This window comes from Saccharibacillus kuerlensis DSM 22868, assembly GCF_000378145.1.
GTDB lineage: Bacteria > Bacillota > Bacilli > Paenibacillales > Paenibacillaceae > Saccharibacillus > Saccharibacillus kuerlensis.
This window is the reverse complement of record NZ_KB899285.1, coordinates 105,121-128,594: the sequence shown is the minus strand read 5'-3', so window position 1 is coordinate 128,594 and position 23,474 is coordinate 105,121. Positions and strand designations below refer to the sequence as shown.

12 protein-coding genes are annotated in these 23,474 nt (G+C 50.8%); 5 read left to right on the top strand and 7 right to left on the bottom strand.

Features of this window, described 5'->3' with window-relative positions; all coding sequences use genetic code 11:
• The first annotated feature begins 109 nt into the window (after window positions 1-109).
• Window positions 110-910: an SDR family oxidoreductase gene (locus F456_RS0111575; RefSeq protein WP_018977196.1), complete on the top strand. Its 801-nt coding sequence runs from the start codon at window positions 110-112 to the stop codon at window positions 908-910.
• Between the two features lie 197 nt (window positions 911-1,107).
• On the opposite strand, the gene F456_RS0111570 is transcribed toward F456_RS0111575, so the two are convergent.
• The 4 genes from F456_RS0111570 to F456_RS0111555 form a co-directional block, all read right to left on the bottom strand.
• The gene (locus tag F456_RS0111570) at window positions 1,108-3,480 is read right to left on the bottom strand and encodes a glycoside hydrolase family 3 N-terminal domain-containing protein (protein ID WP_018977195.1); all 2,373 of its coding nucleotides are present in this window, start codon (window positions 3,478-3,480) and stop codon (window positions 1,108-1,110) included.
• Window positions 3,481-3,677: 197 nt separating this feature from the next.
• Entirely contained in the window at window positions 3,678-4,280 is a 603-nt protein-coding gene (locus F456_RS0111565; RefSeq protein WP_018977194.1) for an S-layer homology domain-containing protein, read from the bottom strand.
• 370 nt (window positions 4,281-4,650) lie between these two features.
• Window positions 4,651-5,601: an S-layer homology domain-containing protein gene (locus F456_RS0111560; protein WP_169577840.1), complete on the bottom strand. Its 951-nt coding sequence runs from the start codon at window positions 5,599-5,601 to the stop codon at window positions 4,651-4,653.
• A 209-nt stretch (window positions 5,602-5,810) separates the two neighbouring features.
• Window positions 5,811-7,961: a 5'-nucleotidase C-terminal domain-containing protein gene (locus F456_RS0111555; protein ID WP_018977192.1), complete on the bottom strand. Its 2,151-nt coding sequence runs from the start codon at window positions 7,959-7,961 to the stop codon at window positions 5,811-5,813.
• 338 nt (window positions 7,962-8,299) lie between these two features.
• Here F456_RS0111555 and F456_RS0111550 point away from each other — a divergent pair, with 338 nt between their 5' ends.
• Window positions 8,300-9,511 carry a MalY/PatB family protein gene (locus tag F456_RS0111550; RefSeq protein WP_018977191.1) on the top strand — a complete coding sequence of 404 codons (1,212 nt, stop codon included), beginning with the start codon at window positions 8,300-8,302 and terminating at the stop codon, window positions 9,509-9,511.
• Window positions 9,512-9,894: 383 nt separating this feature from the next.
• Here the strand turns inward: F456_RS0111550 and cypC are convergent, their stop codons facing one another.
• Window positions 9,895-11,175 (bottom strand): CYP152 family fatty-acid peroxygenase CypC, encoded by a 1,281-nt coding sequence (cypC, locus tag F456_RS0111545; protein WP_018977190.1) that lies wholly within the window; start codon window positions 11,173-11,175, stop codon window positions 9,895-9,897.
• A 251-nt stretch (window positions 11,176-11,426) separates the two neighbouring features.
• Here cypC and F456_RS0111540 point away from each other — a divergent pair, with 251 nt between their 5' ends.
• Complete coding sequence (locus F456_RS0111540) at window positions 11,427-12,926, top strand: methyl-accepting chemotaxis protein (protein WP_018977189.1); 1,500 nt, start codon at window positions 11,427-11,429, stop codon at window positions 12,924-12,926.
• 98 nt (window positions 12,927-13,024) lie between these two features.
• Here F456_RS0111540 and F456_RS0111535 read toward each other — a convergent pair whose 3' ends face one another.
• Window positions 13,025-13,696, bottom strand: coding sequence for an HAD family hydrolase (locus F456_RS0111535; protein WP_018977188.1), 672 nt, complete (start codon window positions 13,694-13,696; stop codon window positions 13,025-13,027).
• A gap of 186 nt (window positions 13,697-13,882) precedes the next feature.
• On the opposite strand from F456_RS0111535, the gene F456_RS22435 reads away from it, so the two are divergent.
• Window positions 13,883-14,932, top strand: a complete 1,050-nt coding sequence (locus tag F456_RS22435; protein WP_018977187.1) for an FUSC family protein — start codon at window positions 13,883-13,885, stop codon at window positions 14,930-14,932.
• Window positions 14,933-15,197: 265 nt separating this feature from the next.
• On the opposite strand, the gene F456_RS0111525 is transcribed toward F456_RS22435, so the two are convergent.
• Window positions 15,198-16,928: an alpha/beta hydrolase gene (locus tag F456_RS0111525; protein ID WP_018977186.1), complete on the bottom strand. Its 1,731-nt coding sequence runs from the start codon at window positions 16,926-16,928 to the stop codon at window positions 15,198-15,200.
• Window positions 16,929-17,243: 315 nt separating this feature from the next.
• Between F456_RS0111525 and F456_RS0111520 the strand changes: the two genes are divergently transcribed.
• Complete coding sequence (locus tag F456_RS0111520; protein WP_018977185.1) at window positions 17,244-23,330, top strand: cadherin-like beta sandwich domain-containing protein; 6,087 nt, start codon at window positions 17,244-17,246, stop codon at window positions 23,328-23,330.
• Window positions 23,331-23,474: the final 144 nt, after the last annotated feature.

The window sequence follows — 23,474 nt, the reverse complement described above, 5'->3', positions numbered from 1 at the left end:
CTAAAATTTTGCCTACTCCCAGCCTCTTCCCACATCCTTCCACTTGAACATGATTTGCCCTTTATTGAACGGGTAACTATACTCAAACTCAATCGAAGGAGTGTCTACCATGTCCAACTCTCCAAGAATGCAAGGAAAAGTATCGGTCGTTACCGGTGCTGGCGCCGGAATCGGACGCGCTGCCGCCATGCGTTTGGCCGAAGAAGGTGCATCAGTCGCCCTGATCGATCGCGATTCACAGTTTGTCGAGAGCGTCCGCGCTGAGATCGAAGCCGCCGGAGGCCAAGCCTTGGCGCTGACCGTCGATATTTCCGCTCCCGCCCAATATCGCGAAGCGCTGGAACAGGTCGTCTCTACCTACGGTAAAATCGACACTTTGTTTGCCAATGCAGGCATCCTCGGCGTTGTCGGTCCGATCGAATCGATCGAAGACGACGAATGGGACGAGACGATTACGAACAACGTCAAAGGAACGTTTACCAGTGTCAAATACGCGATTCCGTATCTAAAAGAAAACGGCAAAGGCAGCATCGTTCTGACCAGCTCGCTCAGCGGAACCCGCGTGTTTTCACAAAAAGGCTTCTCCGCCTACAGCACATCCAAAGCGTCGATCGCTGCGTTCGGTCAGATGGCCGCGTTCGAACTGGCACCATCGAATATTCGTGTTAATGTCGTCGCTCCGGGTACGATCGACACGAACATTTTTAGCAGCGAAGAGAAAGAACCAGAAGCGGAAACCATGAAAACAAAACCGGTCGAGTACCCGGAAGGCACCGTTCCGCTTCCGGAAGGCAATGGCAAACCGGAGCAGGTTGCCAACCTGGTCCTGTTCCTTTCTTCCGAGGAGTCGGATCATATCAGCGGCGCGGTCATTCATATTGATGGAGCAGAATCGCTGTTTGTCGGCTAACTTTTGATTTCGGCCAGCTGGTTACTGCGATCGATCAACTACAATCCAATCCTATCGGTTCTACGAAGAGAATAGACGCCGCTTATCTCTCGATAAGGGCGTCTTCTTTCTATTTTTATTCATTTCTCCACTTGTTTTTCGACTTGTTTTTCGATTCAGTTTTCGTTCATTTATTCTTGTTGATTTTTTGCTCTCGTTTATTTGATGACTGCTCCATTCCTGAACACTCTCCGCGCAATCTCCCTTTTACCATCCTCAAAGTCCAGCTTAAACATTTCTTCCGCCCGAATATCCTGCGACGAAAATCCGAGCATAACGTCGAGCTGAACATTCTCCAGCACCAGCTGCATGTCGCGGTCATGGTAGCCGAGCGAATCATAGGCAATGTCGAATTGCAGCGCGACGCGGCCTCCCGCCGGGATGCTCACACGTTTATAGGCCTTCAACTCGCGCTCCGGTTGAAGCACGCTGGCGTACTTTTTCCGCACATAAATCTGCACGACCTGATCGCCTTCGCGCTCTCCCGTATTCGTTATGTCTGCCGTGACCGCGATGCCGTCCACCGTCTGCTCAAACTGCACATTCTCCGCTTCAAAAATTGTGTAGCTCAACCCGTAGCCGAACGGATACAGCGGCGCCAAGTCCATCTCCAAATATTTGCCGCGCCAGAACTGCTTATGCCCGGTCGCGAGCTGCGAGTAGTGTACCGGCAGCTGTCCAAGTGCTTTAGGAAGCGTAACAGAAAGCTTGCCGCCCGGGTTGTAGACGCCGGTCAACGTTTCCGCGATCGCCTCCGCCCCCTTCATGCCCGGCTTCCAGGCTTCGAGGATTGCGTTCATCGATTGACTTTCCTCCAGCAGTTCCAGCGGACGGGCGTTGCACAAGACCAGCACGACCGGACGGCCGGTTTCTTTTAAGGCCCGCAGCAGTCTCTTCTGTTCATGGGAAAGACAGATTTCTACACGGTCCGTCGATTCACCGCTGTCGTTCTCACGTCCCATACCGCTCGTATCGCCGCATACGGCGATAATCACGTCGGCGTCTACCGCCTGTTCAACCGCGGATTCAATCTGGTAAAAGTCCGCGTCGCCGTTATAATCGGTCGTATCCTTGATCCCCGCCGCATAGACGACTTCCACCTCTGGAAGCGCATTTTTCAAAGCTTCGTAAACAGTCGGCATATTCTGATGATACAGGTCTTCATAGCGGGTATCCTTTTTCTTGAAAAAGAGTGTCCGTGCCAGCACTTCTTCTTCCGTCAGCCCTTCTGAGTGATAATACATATCTTCGATATGGGCCGGGTAAGAATAGTCGCTGTAGCCGAATTCCTTCACATGAGCGAGCGGTCCGATTACGGCCACCTTTTTGTAAGAAGGATTCAGAGGCAAAATGCCGTCTTCGTTCTTCAGCAGCGTCATGCTGCGCAGCGCCATCTCTTTCGACAATTCCACCATATCCGGCGTGCAGACCGATGAGTCTACGACCGCTTCGTCCACGTAAGGGTTGTCGAACAAGCCAAGACGGAACTTCAGATCCAGCACTTTACGTACAGCCGAATCGACGAGTTCGATTTTCACTTCTCCTTTTTCCACAAGCCCTTTCAAATATTTCTCGAACATGAAGTCCAGCTCGCACTCGATGCCCGCTTCCAACGCCAGCTTCACCGCTTCTTCTTGGGTCTCGCAGTATTCCTGGAACGACTGAATCAGCTGAATTCCGTTGCCGTCGGAGACGGTGAGTCCTTCAAAACCCAATTTGTCCTGAAGAAGATTCCGCAGGATGTGAGAAGATGCGTGCACCGGGATCTGGTCAATCTCATGATAGGCCGCCATGATCGACAGCGCACCCGCATCGCGAATCGCCGCTTCAAACGGAACGGCGTAGCCGTCCAGCAGCTCGCGGTCTGTAATATGTACCGGCCCGCAGTTGCGTCCTCCGTCGCTGATTCCCTGGGCTACGAAATGTTTGAGCGTCGCGATAATTCCCTGCGTTAGGTCATTCGACTGCAGTCCCTGTACATAAGCCGAGCCGTATTGGCTGACCAGATAGACATCTTCGCCGAATGACTCCTCGTAACGGCCGTAGCGGTGATCGCGAATCACGTCGACGACCGGACCGAGCGCCCAACGTTCGCCGGTGGCGATCATCTCGCGGCGCATGGCATCAGCCATCCGGCGTATCGGTTCTTCATCGAACATAGCGCCGGCACCGATATTTTGCGGAAACAGCGTATGATTCCGGCTGAGTACACCCGACGTCGCTTCGGTCATGAACAGGACCGGAATACCGAGACGCGTCTCTTCGACGAAATGCCTTTGAATCGTGTTCATGGCACGCGCCATTTCCGCCGGGAGCAGATCCGTCGCGCCGCCGATCCGTCCAATATAGCCGCAGCCGTGAGGAACATTTTGGCGTGTCAGCTGCGCAGAGAACAAAAAATTCTCCACGTCTGAGATCATGCTTCCGGTCCGTGCCGAAGTAAGCTGAGCGATTTTTTCTTCCAGCGTCATTTGTTCAAGCAGGTCACTCACACGATCTACTGCCGGTTTCGATGCGTCTTTATACGTCATTTTCTGTTCTGCCCCCTTTGGATTTTGCTGATGTTCACTCGTTTTGTAACCGCTTTACTTTATGAATATGATTATATAAAACCTTTTCGAAAAAAGCTATGCAAGCCATACAAAAAAGTCCGTCTCTCGAAAGAGACGGACTTCCTAATTAAGATTCGAGCGTGAACTCTGCTTGTTATCCAAACAAACGGACTTGCTTAGCGCAACAAATGCTCGACCATCAGAGCGGTCAGTTCACCGCGTGTAATTGGATCAGACGCGGTGCCCGGTGTTCCGACTATCCACACATTCACATCCGCTGCCAGTGCAATTAATTCGACCGCTTCCTGATTCGTCACTTCCTGATTCGGATGGAACATTTCGTCATCTGCAAAGCTGCCGAGCAGATTCCGCTGTTCAAGTCCCGCTACATAAGGCGCTGCCCACATCGGCACCTTATCGTTATATGGATGCTGCGAAGGATCGCCTTCAACATCCAGTGCACGTCCGAGCAGAGTCACGAACTCGGCGCGAGTCAAGCTTGCAGATGGACGGAATGTGCCATCGCTATAGCCTTTGATGAGACCAGCCTCGAATGCGGCTTCAATCTCCTCTTGGTTCTCGTTACCCTCGACATCTGTGAAAGCTGTAGCACCCGGTGGAATCGTCTCTGCTTGATCAGAATTAAGTACGCTGGAAATACCGTCACTATTTTCAGCCGCCTGTACGGAAGATCCACCCCATGCCGGTGTCAGACCTGCTACAAGAACTGCAGCCGCCAGTGAGGTACGAATGCTCTTTTTCGAATTGAATAGTTTCATTCTTTATTACCTCCTGTATAAAAATATTGGACAACTTCTTAACCGCTTCAATAAACCAATCGAATCAAAACAGGAACAAAAACGATTAAAAGCTATCTTCTCCTACTTAACCAGTGCTATTAAAATAAAACTTCTTCACAAAATACCGACCCGCTTTACCATATGCAAATAATACTCTGTTTCCCTCCAGAACCAGATTAAGGAACATCTGCCGAAGCCTTTTAACTAATAAAACATAAAGAAAGGCTGTCGAGACTTTCTCGACAGCCTTATTGTCTCCCGGAGGAGATAGCGTTTTTGGACTGCTCATGCGATCATACATGCTGCCGAGCTATCAAATTTATTCGCTAACAAACATATTCTAGAATACTTAAGGCAGTGTAATATCCTCTTCCAGGGTAAACGGAGTCATAAAGGCTTGAGCCTCAACGAGCGGCGCGATCATGGCTGCCATCTCGCTGCGTGTTACTTTCTTGTTCGGATTCAGCGTTCCTGTGCTCGTTACTTCAATCAGGCCGGCCGCATAAGCGGCTCCTACATCGTCGAGCGCCCAGAGTGGAATATTGCCGACTCCGCCAAGTCCTTCCGGAAGAGGCTGCGATTCCAAATGGGCGGCACGAGCAACCATTGCGACTGCCTCTGCTCGTGTAACCGGCTGTTTCGATCCAAAATTAATACCCTCTAGATAACCGCCGTAAATTCCGGCAGCCGACAGGCCGCCAACGTACCGAATAGCCCAATCCGGAATCGGATCTTTGAAATACACATCGAAGATGCTTCCTTTTGCATTCATGGCGCGGCCGAGAATGACACTGAAGTCAGCTCGTCCAATTTCCGCTTTGGGACGGAACTTGCGGTCTTTGGCCGCTTTGACGATTCCTTCATTATAAAGCATCATGATCGCCTCGCGGTTCGGATCTTTGGCGATATCGTAGAAAGGCTCCTTGACCGCTGGAGTTCCCGGAGACGAGGCTGCGGGTTTAGGTGACGCAGGCGCTGGGTCTGCTGCCGGCGGCACGACTGTTTCCGCTGCGTCTACTGCTGGAGCAGAAGGTTCCGGGAGTGTCCAATCTGTAGGTTCTGGGACCGTCCAGTCCGTGGGCTCCGGAACCGTCCAGTCGGTAGGTTCCGGGACAGTCCAGTCCGCAGGTTCCGGCAGAGGCTGGGTCGCAGGAGCGCTCGAAGAAGACGAATCCGTCGAAGCGGAAAGGGCAGGCGCCGCACTGGCGTTAGGTAGGCTTAAGGCTGGTGCAGCGAGCAGAGCGGCTGCAGCCAGAATCAAAATACGTTTACGAGAGCTCTTGTGGTTCGATTTATGCATGAATGAATTCTCCTCCTTTTCATTTTCCATCTTTTCCTACTCCCTCTGTATACCTTACAAAAAATCCTGCGACGATGCAAAATGAGACTCGTATTGCCACTGCCGCGGTTCCTACAAAAAAACGATCTGCCTCCTCAATGGAGGCAGATCGTTTGAACAACATGCTTGACTAGCGTTACGTTCTATTCTATCGCTGCTTAAGAGTCCGATCAGCCCTGAATCAGATGTTTCACGATCAGGCTGACTAGTTCACCGCGTTTGATCTGCGCTTGGGCTGTGCCGCTTGTCTGGATCGTCGACGGCTCTACTTTTGCAGCCAATGCAATCAATTCGATCGCTTCGGCATTTGTTACAGCCTGCTGTGAATTGAAGACTTCGTTCTTGAAGCTGCCGAGAAGATCCTGCGCTTCCAGACCGGAAATGTAAGATGCTGCCCAAGCCGGGACACTATCGGTATAGCTGTGCTGCGAAGCGTCGCCTTCGGCGCCAACCGCACGACCGAGCATCGTTACGAATTCGGCACGAGTCACGCTCGCTGCCGGACGGAACGTACCGTTCGCGTATCCATTTACGAATCCGGCAGCGTGAGCCGCTTCGATTGCAGCTGCATTGGCATTACCCGCGATATCCGAGAACACAGATGCCGAAGGCATCTCTCCTGCAGGGGCTTCGTCGGCCGAACCCGGAGCATCGGTAATGCGACCTTCCGTTTTCAGCGTCACGGTTCCGAGACTATCGAGGTGTTCGCGGAACACTTCATAGTCGACCAGATTAAGCTCGTAGAAGCGTCCGTCTTCCTTGGCTGCTTCCATCGAACGGTAGAAGTCGCCGCCTGCCGCGATGTACGAGTTGGTCGCCACGATGTAGTAAGCGTTCGGATCGATCGGTGTGTAGGTGCCGTTCTCGCCGAGAATCTGGATATCGGTAACGCGCGAGCCTTCCTGCGTAACATTTCCGGTTACGGAGTCGATTTGCTCGCCCGGACGGGTGGAGTCATAAGTGAACTTCATACCGGATACCTGCGGGAAGCGGCCTTCGCCTGTTTCCACACCGCTGACGCCATTTTCCAGTGCAGCCTTAATCTCCTCACCGGTCATTTTCAATGCGCTCAGGTTATTACCGTAAGGCATTGTGGTCAGCAGATGGCCAAGCGTAATATCGCCGGCAGGGATCGATGCACGAATACCGCCTGCATTCTGGATCGTGATATAGTCTTTGGCATCGCCGAGCTCGACAATACTTTCGACTTTTGCACGCATACCATCGGCTATGAGATTACCCAGATTCGTTTCCATCTTGCGGATGCTGTTGCGCTCTCCGTCCAGAGCAACGCTGGTTTTGCCGATGACTGTCGTTTTCAGCTCTTCAAGCTTCGCCGAGTATTCTTTCAGCTTGGCCGCCGAAGCTTCGTCGCTTTTAATAACATAAGATTCATCTTCATTTTGGGCATCCAGGCTGATCAGTTGACCTTTCCATTCGGTCAGTACGCCTTCGTCATCGAACTTTGCGTCCAGCTTGCCAAGATTTTTGTCATATTCGCCGGTCTGCACGATTACGACAGGAGCGTCTCCACCGTCATAAACAGTAGGCTCATCGAGCTTCGTATGCGAGTGTCCGCCAACAATAATATCGATGCCTTTGACTCCCTTTGCCAGCTCCATATCTTCGGAGTACCCAAGGTGGGTCAATGCAATAATCTTGTTCACGCCTTTGGCTGTCAGCTGATCAACCGTCTTCTGCGCACTTTCAACAGCATCTTTGAACTGGATGGTATCACCCGGAGAAGACAGCGCAATCGTATCGCTGGTCGTCAGGCCAATGATGCCGACCTTTTCGCCGTTGATTTCTTTAATAATTGCAGGATAGATCTTACCGTCTGCCGCCGGTTCGCCGATTGTCGTGCTCGCAAAGCCCGACAGATCTTTATCCGCGGAGAAATCGATATTGGAACTTACGAAGGGGAATTTCGCATCCTTGATGAACGGTGCCAGTCCGGCCGGTCCCTTGTCAAATTCGTGGTTACCAAACACCATCGCATCATATTTGAGCTGGTTCATGAAGTACAGATCGGCAAGACCGCCGTACTGATTGAAATACAGGGTACCCGAGAATACGTCCCCTGCATCCAGCAGCAGTGTGTGATCATTGCGCTCCGTGTTGATCGCGGTTACGCGCCGAGCGACGTTATCCAGATGAGCGTGTGTATCGTTCGTATGTAAAATGCGCAGTTCGAATCCATTTGATGCTGCCGTTTCCGCCGCTTGAGCGGACCGGCTGCCCAGCATTGGCGATAAGCTCGATACGAGTACCGCTGCCGCAAGTACGACACGGATATTTTTTTTCGCTTTGCTTCGCTTCATAAAATTTGTTGCCCCCTTAAACAAATTAATAGTTTTCTTGGCATTTCGACTCTTCCTAAACACGAACAAAAAGCTTCAATTCTCCTCAATCATATATAAACAAGCAAGCTAAAGTAAATAGATTTTACATAAAACGCTTTTATGAGTATATTTTTTTACATTTTCCGAACAAACCCTTACAGATCTTGTTATGTGACGACATTGCTTTAAGAGAATTTCTCCCTCATAATAAGTCAGATAAAGGCTTGAGCAGGTGCGTGTTTTTTAAAATTTAAATCAAGCTAATACCAATGAAGACACGCCCGACAGACTGGCCGAAACAAGGAGGAATCGTTTAAATGACGTTAAAAAGCCGCTTCGACTTCCACACACAGATCGACCGTCTGCAGAGCGCTTCCGAGAAATGGGATTCTCGAGAAAAGTTGTTCGGAGCACCTAATGCGCTGCCTCTATGGGTTGCAGATATGGACTTTGCTGCCCCGCAGGAAGTATTGGACGCGATGCACAAGCGGGTAGACCACGGAATCTTCGGGTACACGTTCCGTACGCCGGCCTACTTCGATACGGTTGTAAGCTGGATGCAGGAGCGGCATAATTGGAGTATTGATCCCGATTGGATTACGTTCACGCCGGGCGTTGTGCCTGCGCTTGCATTTGCCGTAGAAGCATTCACGCAGCCAGGTGACAAGATCGCAATTCAGACGCCGGTATATCCGCCGTTCTACAATATTGTGCGTGAAAACGGACGGCAGCTGGTGATGAACCCGCTGCAGGTCACCGAGGCGGGCAGCTATGAAATGGATTTTGAAGACTTGGACCGCAAGCTTGCGGATGACGTCAAGATGCTTATTCTCTGCAGCCCGCACAATCCGGTCGGACGCATCTGGTCGCGTGCCGATCTGGAGAAGCTGTCGGAGCTTTGTCTGAAGCACGATGTTCTTGTCGTCGCCGACGAGATTCACGCGGACCTGATCTTCGAACCCAAATCGCATGTGCCGTACGCTTCTATCTCAGAAGCGGCACGCGACAACTGTATCGTCTGCACGGCACCAAGCAAGACGTTCAACCTGGCCGGATTGTCGGTATCGAACATTATTATCCCGAACCGCAAGCTGCGGCTGAAGTTTGAACGGACCGTTGCCAAAATGCACGGACTCGGCTCCATCAATACGCTCGGCGCAACTGCGACGGAAGCGGCTTATAAGCACGGCGGACCGTGGCTCGACGAGCTGCTGACGTACGTACGCGGCAATATGGAGTACGTGCAGAGCCAGATTGAAGAGCATCTGCCGGAACTGTCCGTTAAGCTGCCGGAAGCGACCTATCTGCTGTGGATCGATTTCCGCGGCCTGAATATGGAAGCCAAGGACTTGATGCAGTTCCTGCTGCACAAAGCCGGTATCGCATTGAACGACGGAACGATGTTCGGTATCGAAGGCGCAGGATTTATGCGTATGAACGTTGCCTGCTCGCGCTCGATCGTGGAACAAGCGATGGAGCAGCTGAAGATGGCGGTGGCGGAGCTGCGGTCGTCCAAAGCCGAGGTCTAAACCTTTTTAACTATCGATCTGATCCGTAAGATAAAGAGCCTCCGAATGAGTTCGGAGGCTCAGGCTGTCGAGAAAGTCCTATCCGTAGAGAATCCATAGAGACTTCAGAGGAAATTCGTTCCGGTCGCGTGTTGAAATCAAGAAAAAGGATTAAATTTTATTGGAATTTTCTCGATTAGCGGTGCAAGTTCACATCCTGATCTTGGGTGAACTTGCACCACAAAGGCGAACGCTGGCGCTCCTTCACTGAATTTCCTCTTTCTTTTATTGGATTCTCACAAAAAAAGACTTTCTCAACACGTTGAGCCTCCGAATGAGTTCGGAGGCTTTTTTTGTGTTCGATTTGCTGCCGCTTGTTCTTCGGATATCAATCTTTGAACTGATCACACACCGGAAAAAGCACCGACTCCCGGCTTGCGCCGCACATTTTTCATCACAAAATGACTTTCCGGCAGCGCCGGCATCCGCGACAAGCTCAAGTCCAAATCCTGCTCCGGCACTTCATACTCGATACGGTTTGCCAGGTATTCCAGCGCCACCCGCATTGCATCAATCGTCAGCCATTCACCCGCGCAGCGGTGTCCGTCGTATCCGCCTCCGCCCTGCGGGATCAGGTCAAACGGGCCGCTGTCCCAATGCTCGAACCGTTCAGGCTTAAACTTGTCCGCTTCATCCCATAATTTGGGATCATGTGTCGTGCCGTATATGTCCAGCAGCACCATTGTGCCTTTTTCAAACTCGTGACCTTTCCACGTAAAGTCGTGGATGACCGAAGCGCCAAGGAACGGCGTAAACGGATAATAACGGCGTGTTTCCTGAACGAACCACTGCCGGTATTTCCCTTCGTCTGCCGCAAGTTTCTCCTTGTACTCCGGATACTGGTGCAGCGCCATCGCATTAAATACGACATAGTATCCGATTGCTACGATAGGGCGAAGAATATTGATCAGCTCGATCGCCGCCATTCGCGCATCCAGCTCACGGTCTTTCAGATCGCGGTGGAATGCCATCGCATAAGCCGCCGTTTCTTCAAATACCTTAAATTCGCCGGCACGCAGATCCATAATATATCCTTCCAGCCATTCCTCTGTCCGCCGCCGTGCACTGCGTCCCGCAGCATGCCGAGGCCCTATAGCCCCGAACGCTTCGACCATCGCACTCATATCTTCCGCCTTGGCGCGCACCGTTTCTTCGTCTATCGGCACTCCCGCCCAGCGGCAGGCCGCCCGGTACAGCAGTTCCGTAGATTCGCCGAACAGTTCAACTTCCTCAAGCTCTTCCCACCGAAGAATGGCCGCTTCCCATTCTTCCGCCAGCAGCTCGATGAAGACGTCGAGCCGCTCCCGTGACATCAGCGACATAAACATCATTTTGCGATGGCGATGCGCTTCGCCGTCCAGCGTCTGGATGGCATTCACACCGAATAAAGACTTCTGAATGCGCTTCGGAATCGCTCCGGAACGCTGGAACTTCGACGTATCGTAAAACAGTTCCGCCGCTTCTTTACCGCCAATACAGATCGCTTTCTGCCCGAGCAGTCGTGTTTGGAAAATGTCGGAATCCATTTCTCTGCGGCGCTTGAAAATAAAATCATATCCGTCTTTGAGCAGGGCAAGGCTGCTATCCAGCGTCTTTTCCTGCGGGGTTTGTCCATTTTTCGTCATATCAGGTGTATCCTCCTTCATGATCGTTCGTCACGTCCGGCTTGTCTTTTCGATGCTGAATTCGTACCCATTCGATTTATGCTATCTATTACCTCTTTTGCCCGGTAAACAAACGATAGAGTTTTTTTTGCGAATTTTGTCGAATGCGTGAAACAAAACGCTTCTTCTGCCGATAAGAATGTTAGCCTTATTTCGGCACCTTCACTGCTGATCGTGGACTACAACTACCAAGAAAGAAGGGATTTGCGGCTATGCCGACTAAATTTGAAAGACGTTCTTCCACTTTAATTTTTTACACCATCTTATCACTCCTTACCTCCCTGTATCCGCTGTTTGCCATATTTTGGTTGACAAAACTTGTTTCCCTTAACGATATGCTGTCCTTGTTTGGTGCCAATGCTTTGCTGATTGGCGGTTACTATCTACTCTACCGGTATGTCGCAGATAAAAATATTGGCAAATACGTACTTGTAATCGGCTGCTTTATCGTCGGCAATGTTTTGTTCCTGTTCATCCCAAGCAGCCTTGCTGTGATCGCTTTCTTCATCTACATGTCGCTGATGAACATCTATCTGTCTAAAAAAGTTGTAATCGTTGGAACGATTACGGCTCTCGTCTCGTTTACTGTTCAATTTCTGTTCAATCCGTTCGTACCGCCTCATCCAATTATCGAATATGCTGTAATCTACGTTGTCACAGTTATGATCGGCGCCACCAGCTACGCCGTATGTATGGTTGGTCGGAGCATGATTGAAGAATCTGAACGACAGAAAGACATGATTGAAGAACTGCTGGACGAAGTTGAACGCTCTACGGCAGAACTCAAATCTTTCGGCGAGTCGGTCGCTTCGGGCGCAAACGAAACGACTCGGATCGCCGAGGAAGCGGCCGGAAGTTTCGCAGAAATCTCCAAGGGCATAGAAGTGCAGGCGGAGAGCATTCAAGAAATTAACGAAGCCATGATTCAATCCGGTGATAACATTGAGCGGATCAGCTGGGAAACAAGCGAAATGAACAACTTGTCCCGCAGTACGACCCAGCTTACCGAGGAAGGCGGCCGCAAAGCGGAAGAACTTCGCGAAGATATGTCCCTTGTACGCGGCAGCATGACCGAAACGGTCTCACAGGTTGGCCTGCTGAACCGGTATGCCGAGGAAGCTCAAGCTATTCTGACTGCCATTACGGAAATTGCCAATCAGACGAACCTGCTGTCGCTTAACGCCAGCATTGAAGCCGCCCGTGCCGGCGAGCAGGGCCGGGGCTTTGCAGTCGTCGCCGGCGAAATTCGCAGCTTGTCCGGCAACGTCCAATCTTCTGCCGAAGACATCGCAGGCCTGCTTCAGCAGATTCGCAGCCAGACGGGTATCGTATCAGATTACGTCCGTAAGAGTGAATCGACGATCGAAGGACTGGAACGCCGCACGTACGAGACTGGTGAATTGTTCGAACGCATTACACAGGACGCTGCGAACGTACTCGGCAAGTCGAGCGAAATGCAGCAAAACATCGCCAACCTGAAAGAATTCAACGGAGATGTTGCCGGCCAGATCGCTGACTTCTCTGCCATTAGTCAGCAGACATCGGCTTCGGTGGAACTTGCGACCAGCGGCGTATACCGTCAACGCGATTCGATCCGTCGCATTTCCGACAGTGTGACTCAGCTCGACGTCATGATCGAAGCGCTGCGTGGGCTGACTGAGCGCTCCCATGAAGATGAGTCTGAAGGGAAATCGGTGGTCAAAACGGCTTAATCCCTCAATTTCGTTATAATAAAAAAAGCTGCGAAGGCGCATTGTGCGCTAACGCAGCTTTTTGTTTTTCACTTTTAAACCGGTAAAACACTCTGCGGTTAGCCGCGGTCTTCCTTTTCCTCCACCTTTACCAAATCGTCCAGCCGGATCTCCCGGATATTTTCGACAATCAGATCCGCACGTGTTAAATCCTGATTGCCGGAATTAGGATTGATGAACCCGATACAGCGCATACCCGCCGCCTTCGCCGCGTCGATGCCATGTTTGGAATCTTCCAGTACAATGCAGCGCACCGGATCAACGCCGAGCAGTTCAGCTGCACGCAAAAAAACGTCTGGAGCCGGCTTGCCTCTCGGTACTTCCTCTCCGCTGGCTACCGCCTTAAACGCATCTCTCAGGCCGAACTTCTCCAATACGGCTTCGATAAACACTGGTGGCGACGAAGAAGCGACAGCACACGGAATACCGCCTTTTTCCAGTTCGGCGATTAGATCGGAGATGCCGTCGATCGGTTCCATTTCCGCTGCTCGCAGCACTTCAATCTTATGACCCATCTGGTACTCGACAATCTCTTCCACTGTCTGGGTCATGCCGAATTCAGCCCGAATCGCGGCCCACAATTCAGGGTTGGTCATGCCGACATACTCTTCCAACTTTTCCTGCGTAATCGGATAACCGTAGTACTCCATGACCCGGCGATCCACATCGAAATGCATCGGTTCGCTGTCGATAATGACTCCATCCATATCGAAAATAAACGCTTCAATCATACTCTTTCCGCCTCCCTTGTCGCTTCACTTCTTCCACCTTAACCGGAGTCATTTCTTTTCGCAACTTGCCACAGTTTCGACAATTGCCCTATGAGCCAAAAGTACGTATAATATTTCACATAGGTAAATATTTTGAAAATCGTTTATTTACATTTGAAATCCGATCAGGAAGGATTTGAAACCAATATGAGATTCTCAATCGGGATGCGGACGGTCAAAACGGCGCTCGCTGTCCTGATCTGTCTGCTGATCTCCAAGCTTCTAAATCTGGAATATCCGTTCTATGCAGCGATCGCTACCATTATCGCGATGGAGAGTTCGATCACCAGCTCTTACGCCGCAGGCAAGAACCGCACAATGGGTACCTTGGTTGGTGCCGCTTTTGGCGGTCTGTTTGCGTTTATCGGACCTCATAATGCCTACTTGTCGGCGCTGGGTATCATAGGTGTAATCGCCGTCTGCAACATGCTGAAATGGAACAAATCCGTTTCGATCGCCGGGATCGTTTTCCTTGCCATCATGTTGAACTTGCAGCCTCACGAAGCGCCCTTCGCCTATGCGGTGCATCGTGTGCTGGATACGCTCCTCGGAATCGGAGTAGCGGTGCTCGTCAACTACTTCGTCGCTCCACCCAAACATGACCGAAATCTGGAAAAAGCCAGACTGAAGGTGCGGCGGCATCTGAACCGATTGGCTCATGATCTGCTCCGGCAGGGCGGCGCTGTTCATATCAGTCCGCTTAAAAAAGACCTGGCCGCTCTGCAGAAAGCTTGCGATACGTACAAGGAGGAATTCGATATTGGTCAGAACAAACAGCACGATCTGATCGAACGTATCGAACAGGAACTGGACGTCTACCGCAATACGTATTCGCATATGCGAATGATTCGTCTGCTGACCGATCCCGACCCCGAAGGCGTCGCAAGTCTGGGGAACAGCTTACTGCAGACATCCAACCAGAAAGCCGAGAGTACGCTGTCGTCCGAATCCCAAGCCATTATTTACCGCTATCATGTCGCCTGCATTCTTGGCGAGCTGCAGACGCTGGGACTCGTTATACCGACGAATATTGCCTACCCATTGGAGAGGGAATCGGGCCACCTGCCATTTGGTACGTCAGAAACCTCCGGCGATCCGTCCAAGCAAGAAAAAAGCCGGCCAGCCGAGCGCACAGCCGGAACCCCGTTGAACAGAACTTCGGCGGTTCCATACCGACGGCAGACTGTGAAGTCGTGATTCGCAAAATAAAAAGAGCCGGGCTTATCGCCCGGCTCAATGTGTCGAGAAAGTCTGATTCAAGGTGAAGCCAATGTACGGAGGGAGAAATTCAGTGTAGGAGCGCCAGCGTTCGCCTTTGAAATCGAGAAATTACACTGAAATTTAATCCTTTTTCTCGATTTCAACACGCGACCGGAACGAATTTCTCCTGCAGTTAATGAGCTTCTATAACGAATAGGAATTTATCAACAACCTGAGAGCCGGGCTTATCGCCCGGCTCTTTTTATTTGTACTGATTCATAAACCGCTCCATCATATAGGTGAATGGCTCATTGTAATAACTCGGGAAATAGATGTCGCTGCCGTGAGTACCGAACGGCATTTCGACAAGAGCGGCTTGTTCATTCTCCGCTTCCCGATACGCGCGAATGAAAGTTTGTGCGATCTCCGGATCGACAATCCCGTCCTGTTCGCCCTGATAGATAAGCGCCGGAGGGCTGCCCGCGTTCACAAGCAGCGCAGGATTGGACAGCTCATCGGTGCTGCCTGCAATACCGATATCCGACGCCAGTCCGTTGGCTGGGTAGTAAGGAATGATTCCCTTGACCGTTAAGCGGGAATCGATCACGTTCTCGAAACCTTCAGCGAATGGCGCAAGCCCCGCTGCGGCCGCCAGCTGTCCGCCTGCCGAACCGCCGGAAATAAATACCGATTCCGTATTTGCCCCGAACTGCTCCGCATGATCCGCCATATAGGTCGTAAACAGACCGATATGACGAATCATATCGTCGATATTGAAATCGCCTACCACTTGCTCCGGCACTGGCGCCGACTCCACAAATTTTTTCTGATTGCTGAGGCCGTACTGCACGTCGAAGACGACATAACCTTGCGAAGCAAAATACTTATTCATCTGGGCGTAGTTGCCCGCCCCTTTATCTCCAATTGTCCAGCCTCCGCCGTGGATACGGATCAGCACCGAATCCTGTCCCGGCAGACCTTCTGCTCCTTCGGGAGGCATGTAGGCATCGAAGGCCAGTTTCACGCCTGCGTCAACGCCTTCCTGACCTTCATAATAGACGATATCCGTTTCGATGCGATAATCTGAGGTTTTAGCTCCATAGAAATAATCCGGCAGCAGGAAAGCGGTCTTCATAAAGTGCTCGTTCTGCATATCTAACGGATTGCTGCCGAATGCCTCCGTATACGATTCCTTCGCTTCACTAATAATTTTCGGTGCCGAAGCGAGCGGCAGCACACATATGATAAAAACAAACAGACTGATGCACCGTACTCCGACCCGGAATACGCCTGCAAAGAAACGCTCCGATTGTCCGTACATTTTGACCAGCAGGGCAGCCGCGCCAAGAAACATCAGACCGAAGAACAGCGCATATTCCGGAACAACCACTTCGAGCAGCCCCGGATCGACCGTACCCATCAGAATAGCCGCCATATACACACCTAGCGCCAAGTTCAGCAGGAACCAGACTGTAAGCAGTCCTCTGAAACCTTTTTTGACCCAGCCTTTTTCGGCAGAATTTCTTCCGTATGCAGAATAAGACGAATATCCGCCCCTGCTGTCTCCGCGCTCTTCCGTACCGCTGCGCAGTCTTAAGAAGGCAACAGCCGTCCCTACAGCAAAAAGTGCCAACAGAATAACCGCCGACCAGATGCTCCGGGAATCGTAATCACGAACGGCAGCCGAAGCGACCGTATTCAGCAGCGGCACCGCCGTCAATCCAAGCGCATGCAGCGCGAGATAGACATACTCCCAAACTCTATGTACGCCCCGCCCCATTGCCAAATGCAAATTCCCCAGCAGTGTCAGCAGCATCAGCAGCCCGTATAAGTTCCACCATCCTGCAGGTGTGTCGATCAATAAATAAGCAATGCCAAGCAGCAGCGAAGCCAAATTGCCGATTAGCAGCAGAAGCGTTCCTATTTTGCGAATTCCGAAGCCGCCGCGTCTACCTGACGAAAACGAAGATCCGTATCCGCTTATGTATCCCATTTGTACCCTCTCCTTATATTTATACTCTTTATGTATCCTATTATTCTTGAAGGAATTTGTCGAATCCGTTTGAAAATTATCAAAAGAAAACCCAGAGAATCTCAAAAGAAAAAAAGAGGTATTATTTGCAAAAAAAGCGTAAATTAAAATCTCTTCTCTACCGATAATTACGACGTGGATCATATTTTTCGTGCAGTTACCTAAAAGGGAGGTTTGTATAAGAGAGCGATATAGGGATATTCGAATCCGGTAAAGGCGCTCACATCGGTATCCGGGCAACAAGCATTTGACATCGTAGAAAATGGAGATGAAAGCGTGCATAAAAACAAAATATCCAGAATACTGATTTGCTTTTTGGTCTTCTCCCTGCTGCTGGGCACTTCGAATTTCCCCTTAAACAGCGTTTATGCAGAAGAATCCACAGAAGCTGCTCCTGCAGCGATCGAAGCTTCACAAGAAAACATTTCACAAGAAGAAACTTCTGACACCTCAATCCAAAGCGTAACAGCAAATGTATATATGGATCCGATTACGGAAGATCAATTCGATTCTCCGGGACAACCGACTTCGACTATTTATTCTCAAGGAATCGGCGTTACCGAAATGGACAATACCAACGGCCAGTGGCAGTACTTCAACGGTATGGTCTGGTACGCTCTGGAAAATCCGAACACGATTTTCGTACTCGGCGGCAACGTTCCTATTCGATTCGTTCCCAAAGCGAATTGGAACGGAACGGCGCAGATTCAATACCGGGACTGGCTTGCAGACCCGGACGGAATGAACCAGAACTGGATTGATCAAAATGCCAATTATTCCGCAGTACCAGACCATTTCGGCAGCGAAGTGAAGACTGTGCAAATCACAGTAACACCCGTCAATGATCATCCATATGTAACAGAGCTCGGCGGGTCCTTTTATTACGACCTGGACGGAAAAAGCTATGCTGCTCTTCCCGATCTAGGGCTGTATACAAACTCGTTCACCTTTGAAAGCTGGGTATATGCAACAAGCCGACCGACTTGGGGACGCTTTTTCGAAACTGCATACGGTCCCGACAACTTCAACGTATTTTTCGGCTTCGAAGGCAACACCGGGCAAACAAGCTTGACGGTCCTTCCTCAAAAAGGTGTCCGGACGAAAGAGTACAAGGTGTCTACCACGGAAGTACTTCCAACAAACAAATGGGTTCATGTTTCCATGGTATATAACCACGCTCAGAAAATGGCTTATATCTACTGGAACGGAATTCTGAAAGCTTCCGGTTCGGCCGATCTTAGCCAGATGATCTATGCCAGCGGCCAAAACGGCGGCGGACCAAGACCGATCAACTATATCGGCGAGAGCGCCTGGACTCAGGACGCTAACTATACAGGCGGCATAAAAGATGTCCGTTTCTGGAGCAAAGCCAAGACCCAGAGCGAAATTGCCAATGAAATGGGCATTCGTCTCAGCGGCAGCGAAAAAGGGCTTGCTGCTCTGTACCGTTTCGACAACCCGGATGATGGAGACATTGCCAGAGATTATTCGCTTGCAGGAAAAAACGGCAGCATCATCGCCGGCAAATGGCAGTCGAGCGAAGGCTTCAATTACGGGGTGAAGACGACAGTCAACAATCCTGTAACTAAAGGATTCAAGATTAATGAAGTTGACGGAGATCCCGTTAACGTTACGGTGACTTCCTCAAATCAACAACTGATTCCCGACGAAAACATCGCAATCAGCGGAGAGGGAGTTGAAAGACAGCTTCTATTGACTCCTGCCTTTGATCAGGCCGGCACAGCACAAATTACCGTCAAGCTGGATGACGGCCTAGGGCTTGTGAACAGCGTCAGTTACAGCAGTTTTCAGTTCAGCGTAATTGCGGGGCAGTACGAACTGATTTCAATCAAGCCTTCCGTTGGTGTCATGGAGCCTTCCTTCAGCCGAGCGATCACTTACAACAAAGTGCACGTTCCCAATAAAACGAAGGGTCTTCCGAACAACGATATCGACATTAACGTGACCGCAGCTGATTTGAGCACATCCACAGTCACTGCATATGCCGAAAAAGGCAGCGGAGTGACCGTATCGGGAACTTATCCGAAGTTCACGGTGAGCGGCTTGGCAGTCGGGACGTACAAATTGGTTAAGATTCGGGTTGCCGATAAAGGCGGATCCGGGTTCAAAGAATATGGACTCGATATTATCCGTTATCCTGGAAACGATGCCGATCTGGCAGCTGTAAACGGACTGAGCCTATTTGACGAAACACGGCCGGTAGCACTAAATCCCGCTTACGCCAACAATACGCCTAATTATACGGCAGAGGTTGCGTCCGGGGTCGAACGGCTCAGAGTAGACGTTGAGAAAGCCGCTCCGTTCTCCAGCGTACAGCTCAACGGCAGTCCGATCGGTTCATCGAGTGAGGCCAAAGCTTCTGGAACCGTCGAACTCAAACCGGGCCGGAACAGTATTCAGGTTCAGGTCACGGCCGAAGACGGCAGAACCGTGAAAAACTACACGGTCACCGTTATTCGCAAGCTTTCCGCGGATGCGAGACTGATCAGTTTGTCCACTCAACCGGGCGGAATGTCGCCAGCATTTGACAGCAATAAAGGCGATTACACCCTGAGCGTACCGTACCGTTCGGCAGAAGCAGTCTTTACACCGACTGCGGTTGAAGGAGCCTCTCTCCGGATTAACGGTATCGGACACGCAAGCGGAACGCCATTTACGGCGAAGAATCTTGTCAGCGGCAGCAACTATTTTAACATTGAAGTGATCGCCCAGGACGGCATTACTTCAAGAACGTACAAACTGTCCATTGTTAAAGCACCTTCCGATGTAGCGGATCTTGCAGGTTTGGAAGTCGCTCCCGGAACGTTGGCTCCGGCATTTACAAATACAAACACGGCTTACAGCGTCCATGTACCGAATAACGTGACGCATATCGGCGTAACGCCGACTCTCTCCGACAAGTCGGCGAGTCTTACAGTAGACGGAACTCCGCATAAAAGCGGTTCCGCCTATGACAAGTCGCTGCGTGTAGGTCTGAACACGGTTGTGGTGAAGGTTACTTCCGAGAGCAGATCGTATGAAAAAACGACAATCGTCACTATTGTAAGGGAAGCATCCTCCAATGCAGACCTTCGTGCGTTGGATGTATCCGAAGGGGTCTTAGCCCCTGGATTCGACCGCAACCTGGTTCAATATGCGGTAACCGTAGAACATGAAACGACTCAGGTCGACCTTTCTCCGGTAACCGATGACAGCAGCGCCCAAGTGTCTCTGAACGGCCTGTCGGTAGAAAGCGGCGGTCATTACGCCGTGCAGCTTCAAACAGGGATTAATACGGTCGACATTACCGTGAAAGCTCAAGATGGAAGAACTTCCAAAACGTATACGGTAACCCTTATACGCAAAGCTTCTTCCAACGCTGACCTGGCCAATATTTTCTTGAACGGCAAGCCGCTGAGCGGCGGCTTCGATCCGTCAACCTCGACTTACGTCGAGTATATGGCCAACAACGTAACATCCCTGTCCGCTTCCGCAGTGACAGTCGATCCGAACACCACTTACACGATCAATGGTGCGGCAGCCAAAGGGGCTCCGATCGATCTTGCAGTCGGAGAAAATCGGATTGTATTTGTTACGAAAGCTCAAGATGGACAGACAAGTAAGACTTATACGGTTACTGTTATTCGAGCAGCCTCCGGCAACGCCAACCTGGGCATTCTGTCGATGAGCGATGACCAAGGTCAGCCCGTTATCCCGGTTCCGGATTTTGCTCCTGACGTATTCGGCTACAAAGCTTCGGTTGAAAACACGGTCAATACCGTTACGCTGAGCGCAGCTGCAGAGGATGAAAATGCAGGAATCAGCGTCTATCTGAACGGCAGCCCGTCAGACGACCCTTATGTTCTGACTCCGAAAATCGGATTGAATATCATCGAAGTTGATGTGATCGCTCAGGATGGAAGCATGCAGCGTTATACAATCAACTTAATCAAGAATTCTAACACCGATGCAACGCTTAAAGATCTTGTTCTTGGCCCAGATATTTTGGGCGTCCCTCCCGTCTTTTCTCCGGGAACGGAAGAATTTGTCGTTAACGTAGCCAGCGGTACCCATAATCTGACTATTGATCCGACAGTCAATGCCGTAGGAGCGACGTATACTGTTACTCAAAACGGACAGCCGTTGTCTGGCAAAGACGCCGAACTGACAGAAGGCGACAATCTGTTTATTATCACTGTCACAGCGCCGGACGGTGTAACCACCAAGAAATACACAACAATCGTTCATCGTGAAGTTCTTCCGAAAGATGCGACTCTTGCCGACCTTTCTGTGACATCCGTAAGAGGAGTCGAGCCGCTTACACCGGACTTCCCTGCCAAAGAACATCGTTATACGGCGGAAGTTCCTTACAGCGTAAGCAGCGCATCCATCAAAGCTTCCGTAAATGATATGCTTGCAAGTACGACGATAAATAGCTTCTCCGTCGACGGTGCCGAAGAAGTTACTTTGACGGAAGGCGATAATCTCTTCGTCATCCGCGTACAGGCACAAGACGGAAAAACGGTACAGCTTTACACGCTTAATATCATTCGTCATTATTCGGCCAAAGATGCCAACTTGATCCGACTTGTACCAAGCTCAGGCAGCCTGCAGCCTGTATTTACGCCGGAGTACACACACTATACACTCGATGTCGATCATGAAGTTGAAGCGCTCGATCTGAAGATTGAACTTTCCGATCCTGCAACATCGACTTACCAGATTGTAGGCCAAGATGGTGCATCGCTTGAGCGCCTGCCTAGAGGCATCAGCCAATTCAATATTATTGTACTAGCGGAAAACGGAACAATAAAAATCTATACGCTTGTCGTCAATCGTGCGGAAGCTCCGGCTTCAACACCTGATCCGATACCGGCACCTAACCCAGTTCCGGTTCCGAGTCCTGAACCGCTTCCTGCTCCGGTACCTAGCCCGGTTCCGACTCCCGCACCTAGCCCAGCTCCGGTTAAAGAGAATGTAACCATTCGGGTAGAAACCGGCGAGTTGAATCAAGGACCGCTGCTGACTCAGATTCCGATCGAGCGGACGAGAGAAGCCGGCAGCGTTCGAGATGTAATAACGCTCAACGAAGCCTATAGTACCGAAGCATTGAAAAAGCTCGCCGAATCCGGTGGTAAAGTCGCTCGTGTCGTTATACCGGACGAAAAGGACGAAGTAACCGATCAGCGATTAAACGTAGCAAAAGCGGCAGTTAAAGCGCTCGGTACTGCAGATGTAAATATGGAGATCTTTACAGAAAACGTAAAAATCATTGTACCGCAAGCCTCCATGGACGGATTCGATGACGATCTTTATTTCCACCTCGTTCCAATCAAAGAAGAATCGGAACGCCTTGCAGTGGAAAATCGGGCAAGAGTGGAAAGGATTGTTCGTCAAGTGGCTCAAAACGATCAAATTACAGTCGTCGCGCGGCCGATGACCATCGAAACAAATATGCAGAGCCGTGCAGTTACCTTGGTCCTGCCGCTTACCGGCGTTACTCTGCCGAGCAACCCTGCCGAAAGAGAAGCATTCTTGTCCGATTTGGCAATCTTTATCGAACACAGTGACGGGGATAAAGAACTTATTCGCGCCAAAGTTGTCGATTATAAGCCAGGTCTGAAAGGTCTCGAATTCGATGTTAACAAATTCAGTACTTTCACAATCCTCAACATGAACGGAGCCGACCTAGACAGCCTGCTTGGTCCTGCCGACGGCAGCGAAGCCGGTGACTTGAACAACGGCGAATCCGGAAGTGTACGGTTCCACAAAGCTTATATCAAAGGATTCACAGACAACACATTCAAACCGAACCGTACAATTACGCGGTCCGAAATGGCTGCAATTCTGGCCAGAAATCTCGGCTACTCGGCAGCTCGGCTTCCGTCCGGTTACCCGGACGTCAAGTCTTCGCACTGGGCATCGAGCGAGATTGCTTTTGTACGAAACTTGGGATTGATGGTCGGTGACGAAGGCGGTTTGTTCCGCCCGAATGCTCCGATCAGCCGCGGCGAAATGGCAGCTATCGCCTTCCGTTACAAAAAGCTGGCATCTGCTGATGCAAATGCAGGCTTTAAGGATACGGTCGGTCACTGGGCAGCCAAGGAGATTGCAGCAGCTCATACTGCCGGCATCTTGAACGGATATACGGATGGAAGCTATCGTCCGAATGGTCGTTTAACACGCAGCGAAGCGGTCAAAATTGTCAATCGCCTATTTGATCGCGGTCCTCTGTACGGCACTTCTACTCCGAATTGGCCGGACGTCCCTGCTTCTCACTGGGCTTATAAAGAAATCGAAGAAGCTTCAAGAGATCACAACTTTACCATCCGTCCCGAAGGCGGAGAGAACGTTCAGCCGTAATGCAAATCTGATAGACAAAAAAGCCTGGCGCATCCCGCGCCGGGCTTTTTTATATACCAGAAACTCAAAGTCCGCTCCCGTTCATTTCTCCTCCCATCCTCTTCGCGTAAACCCAAGATCAAAATTGTTTGCCTGCCGTAAATC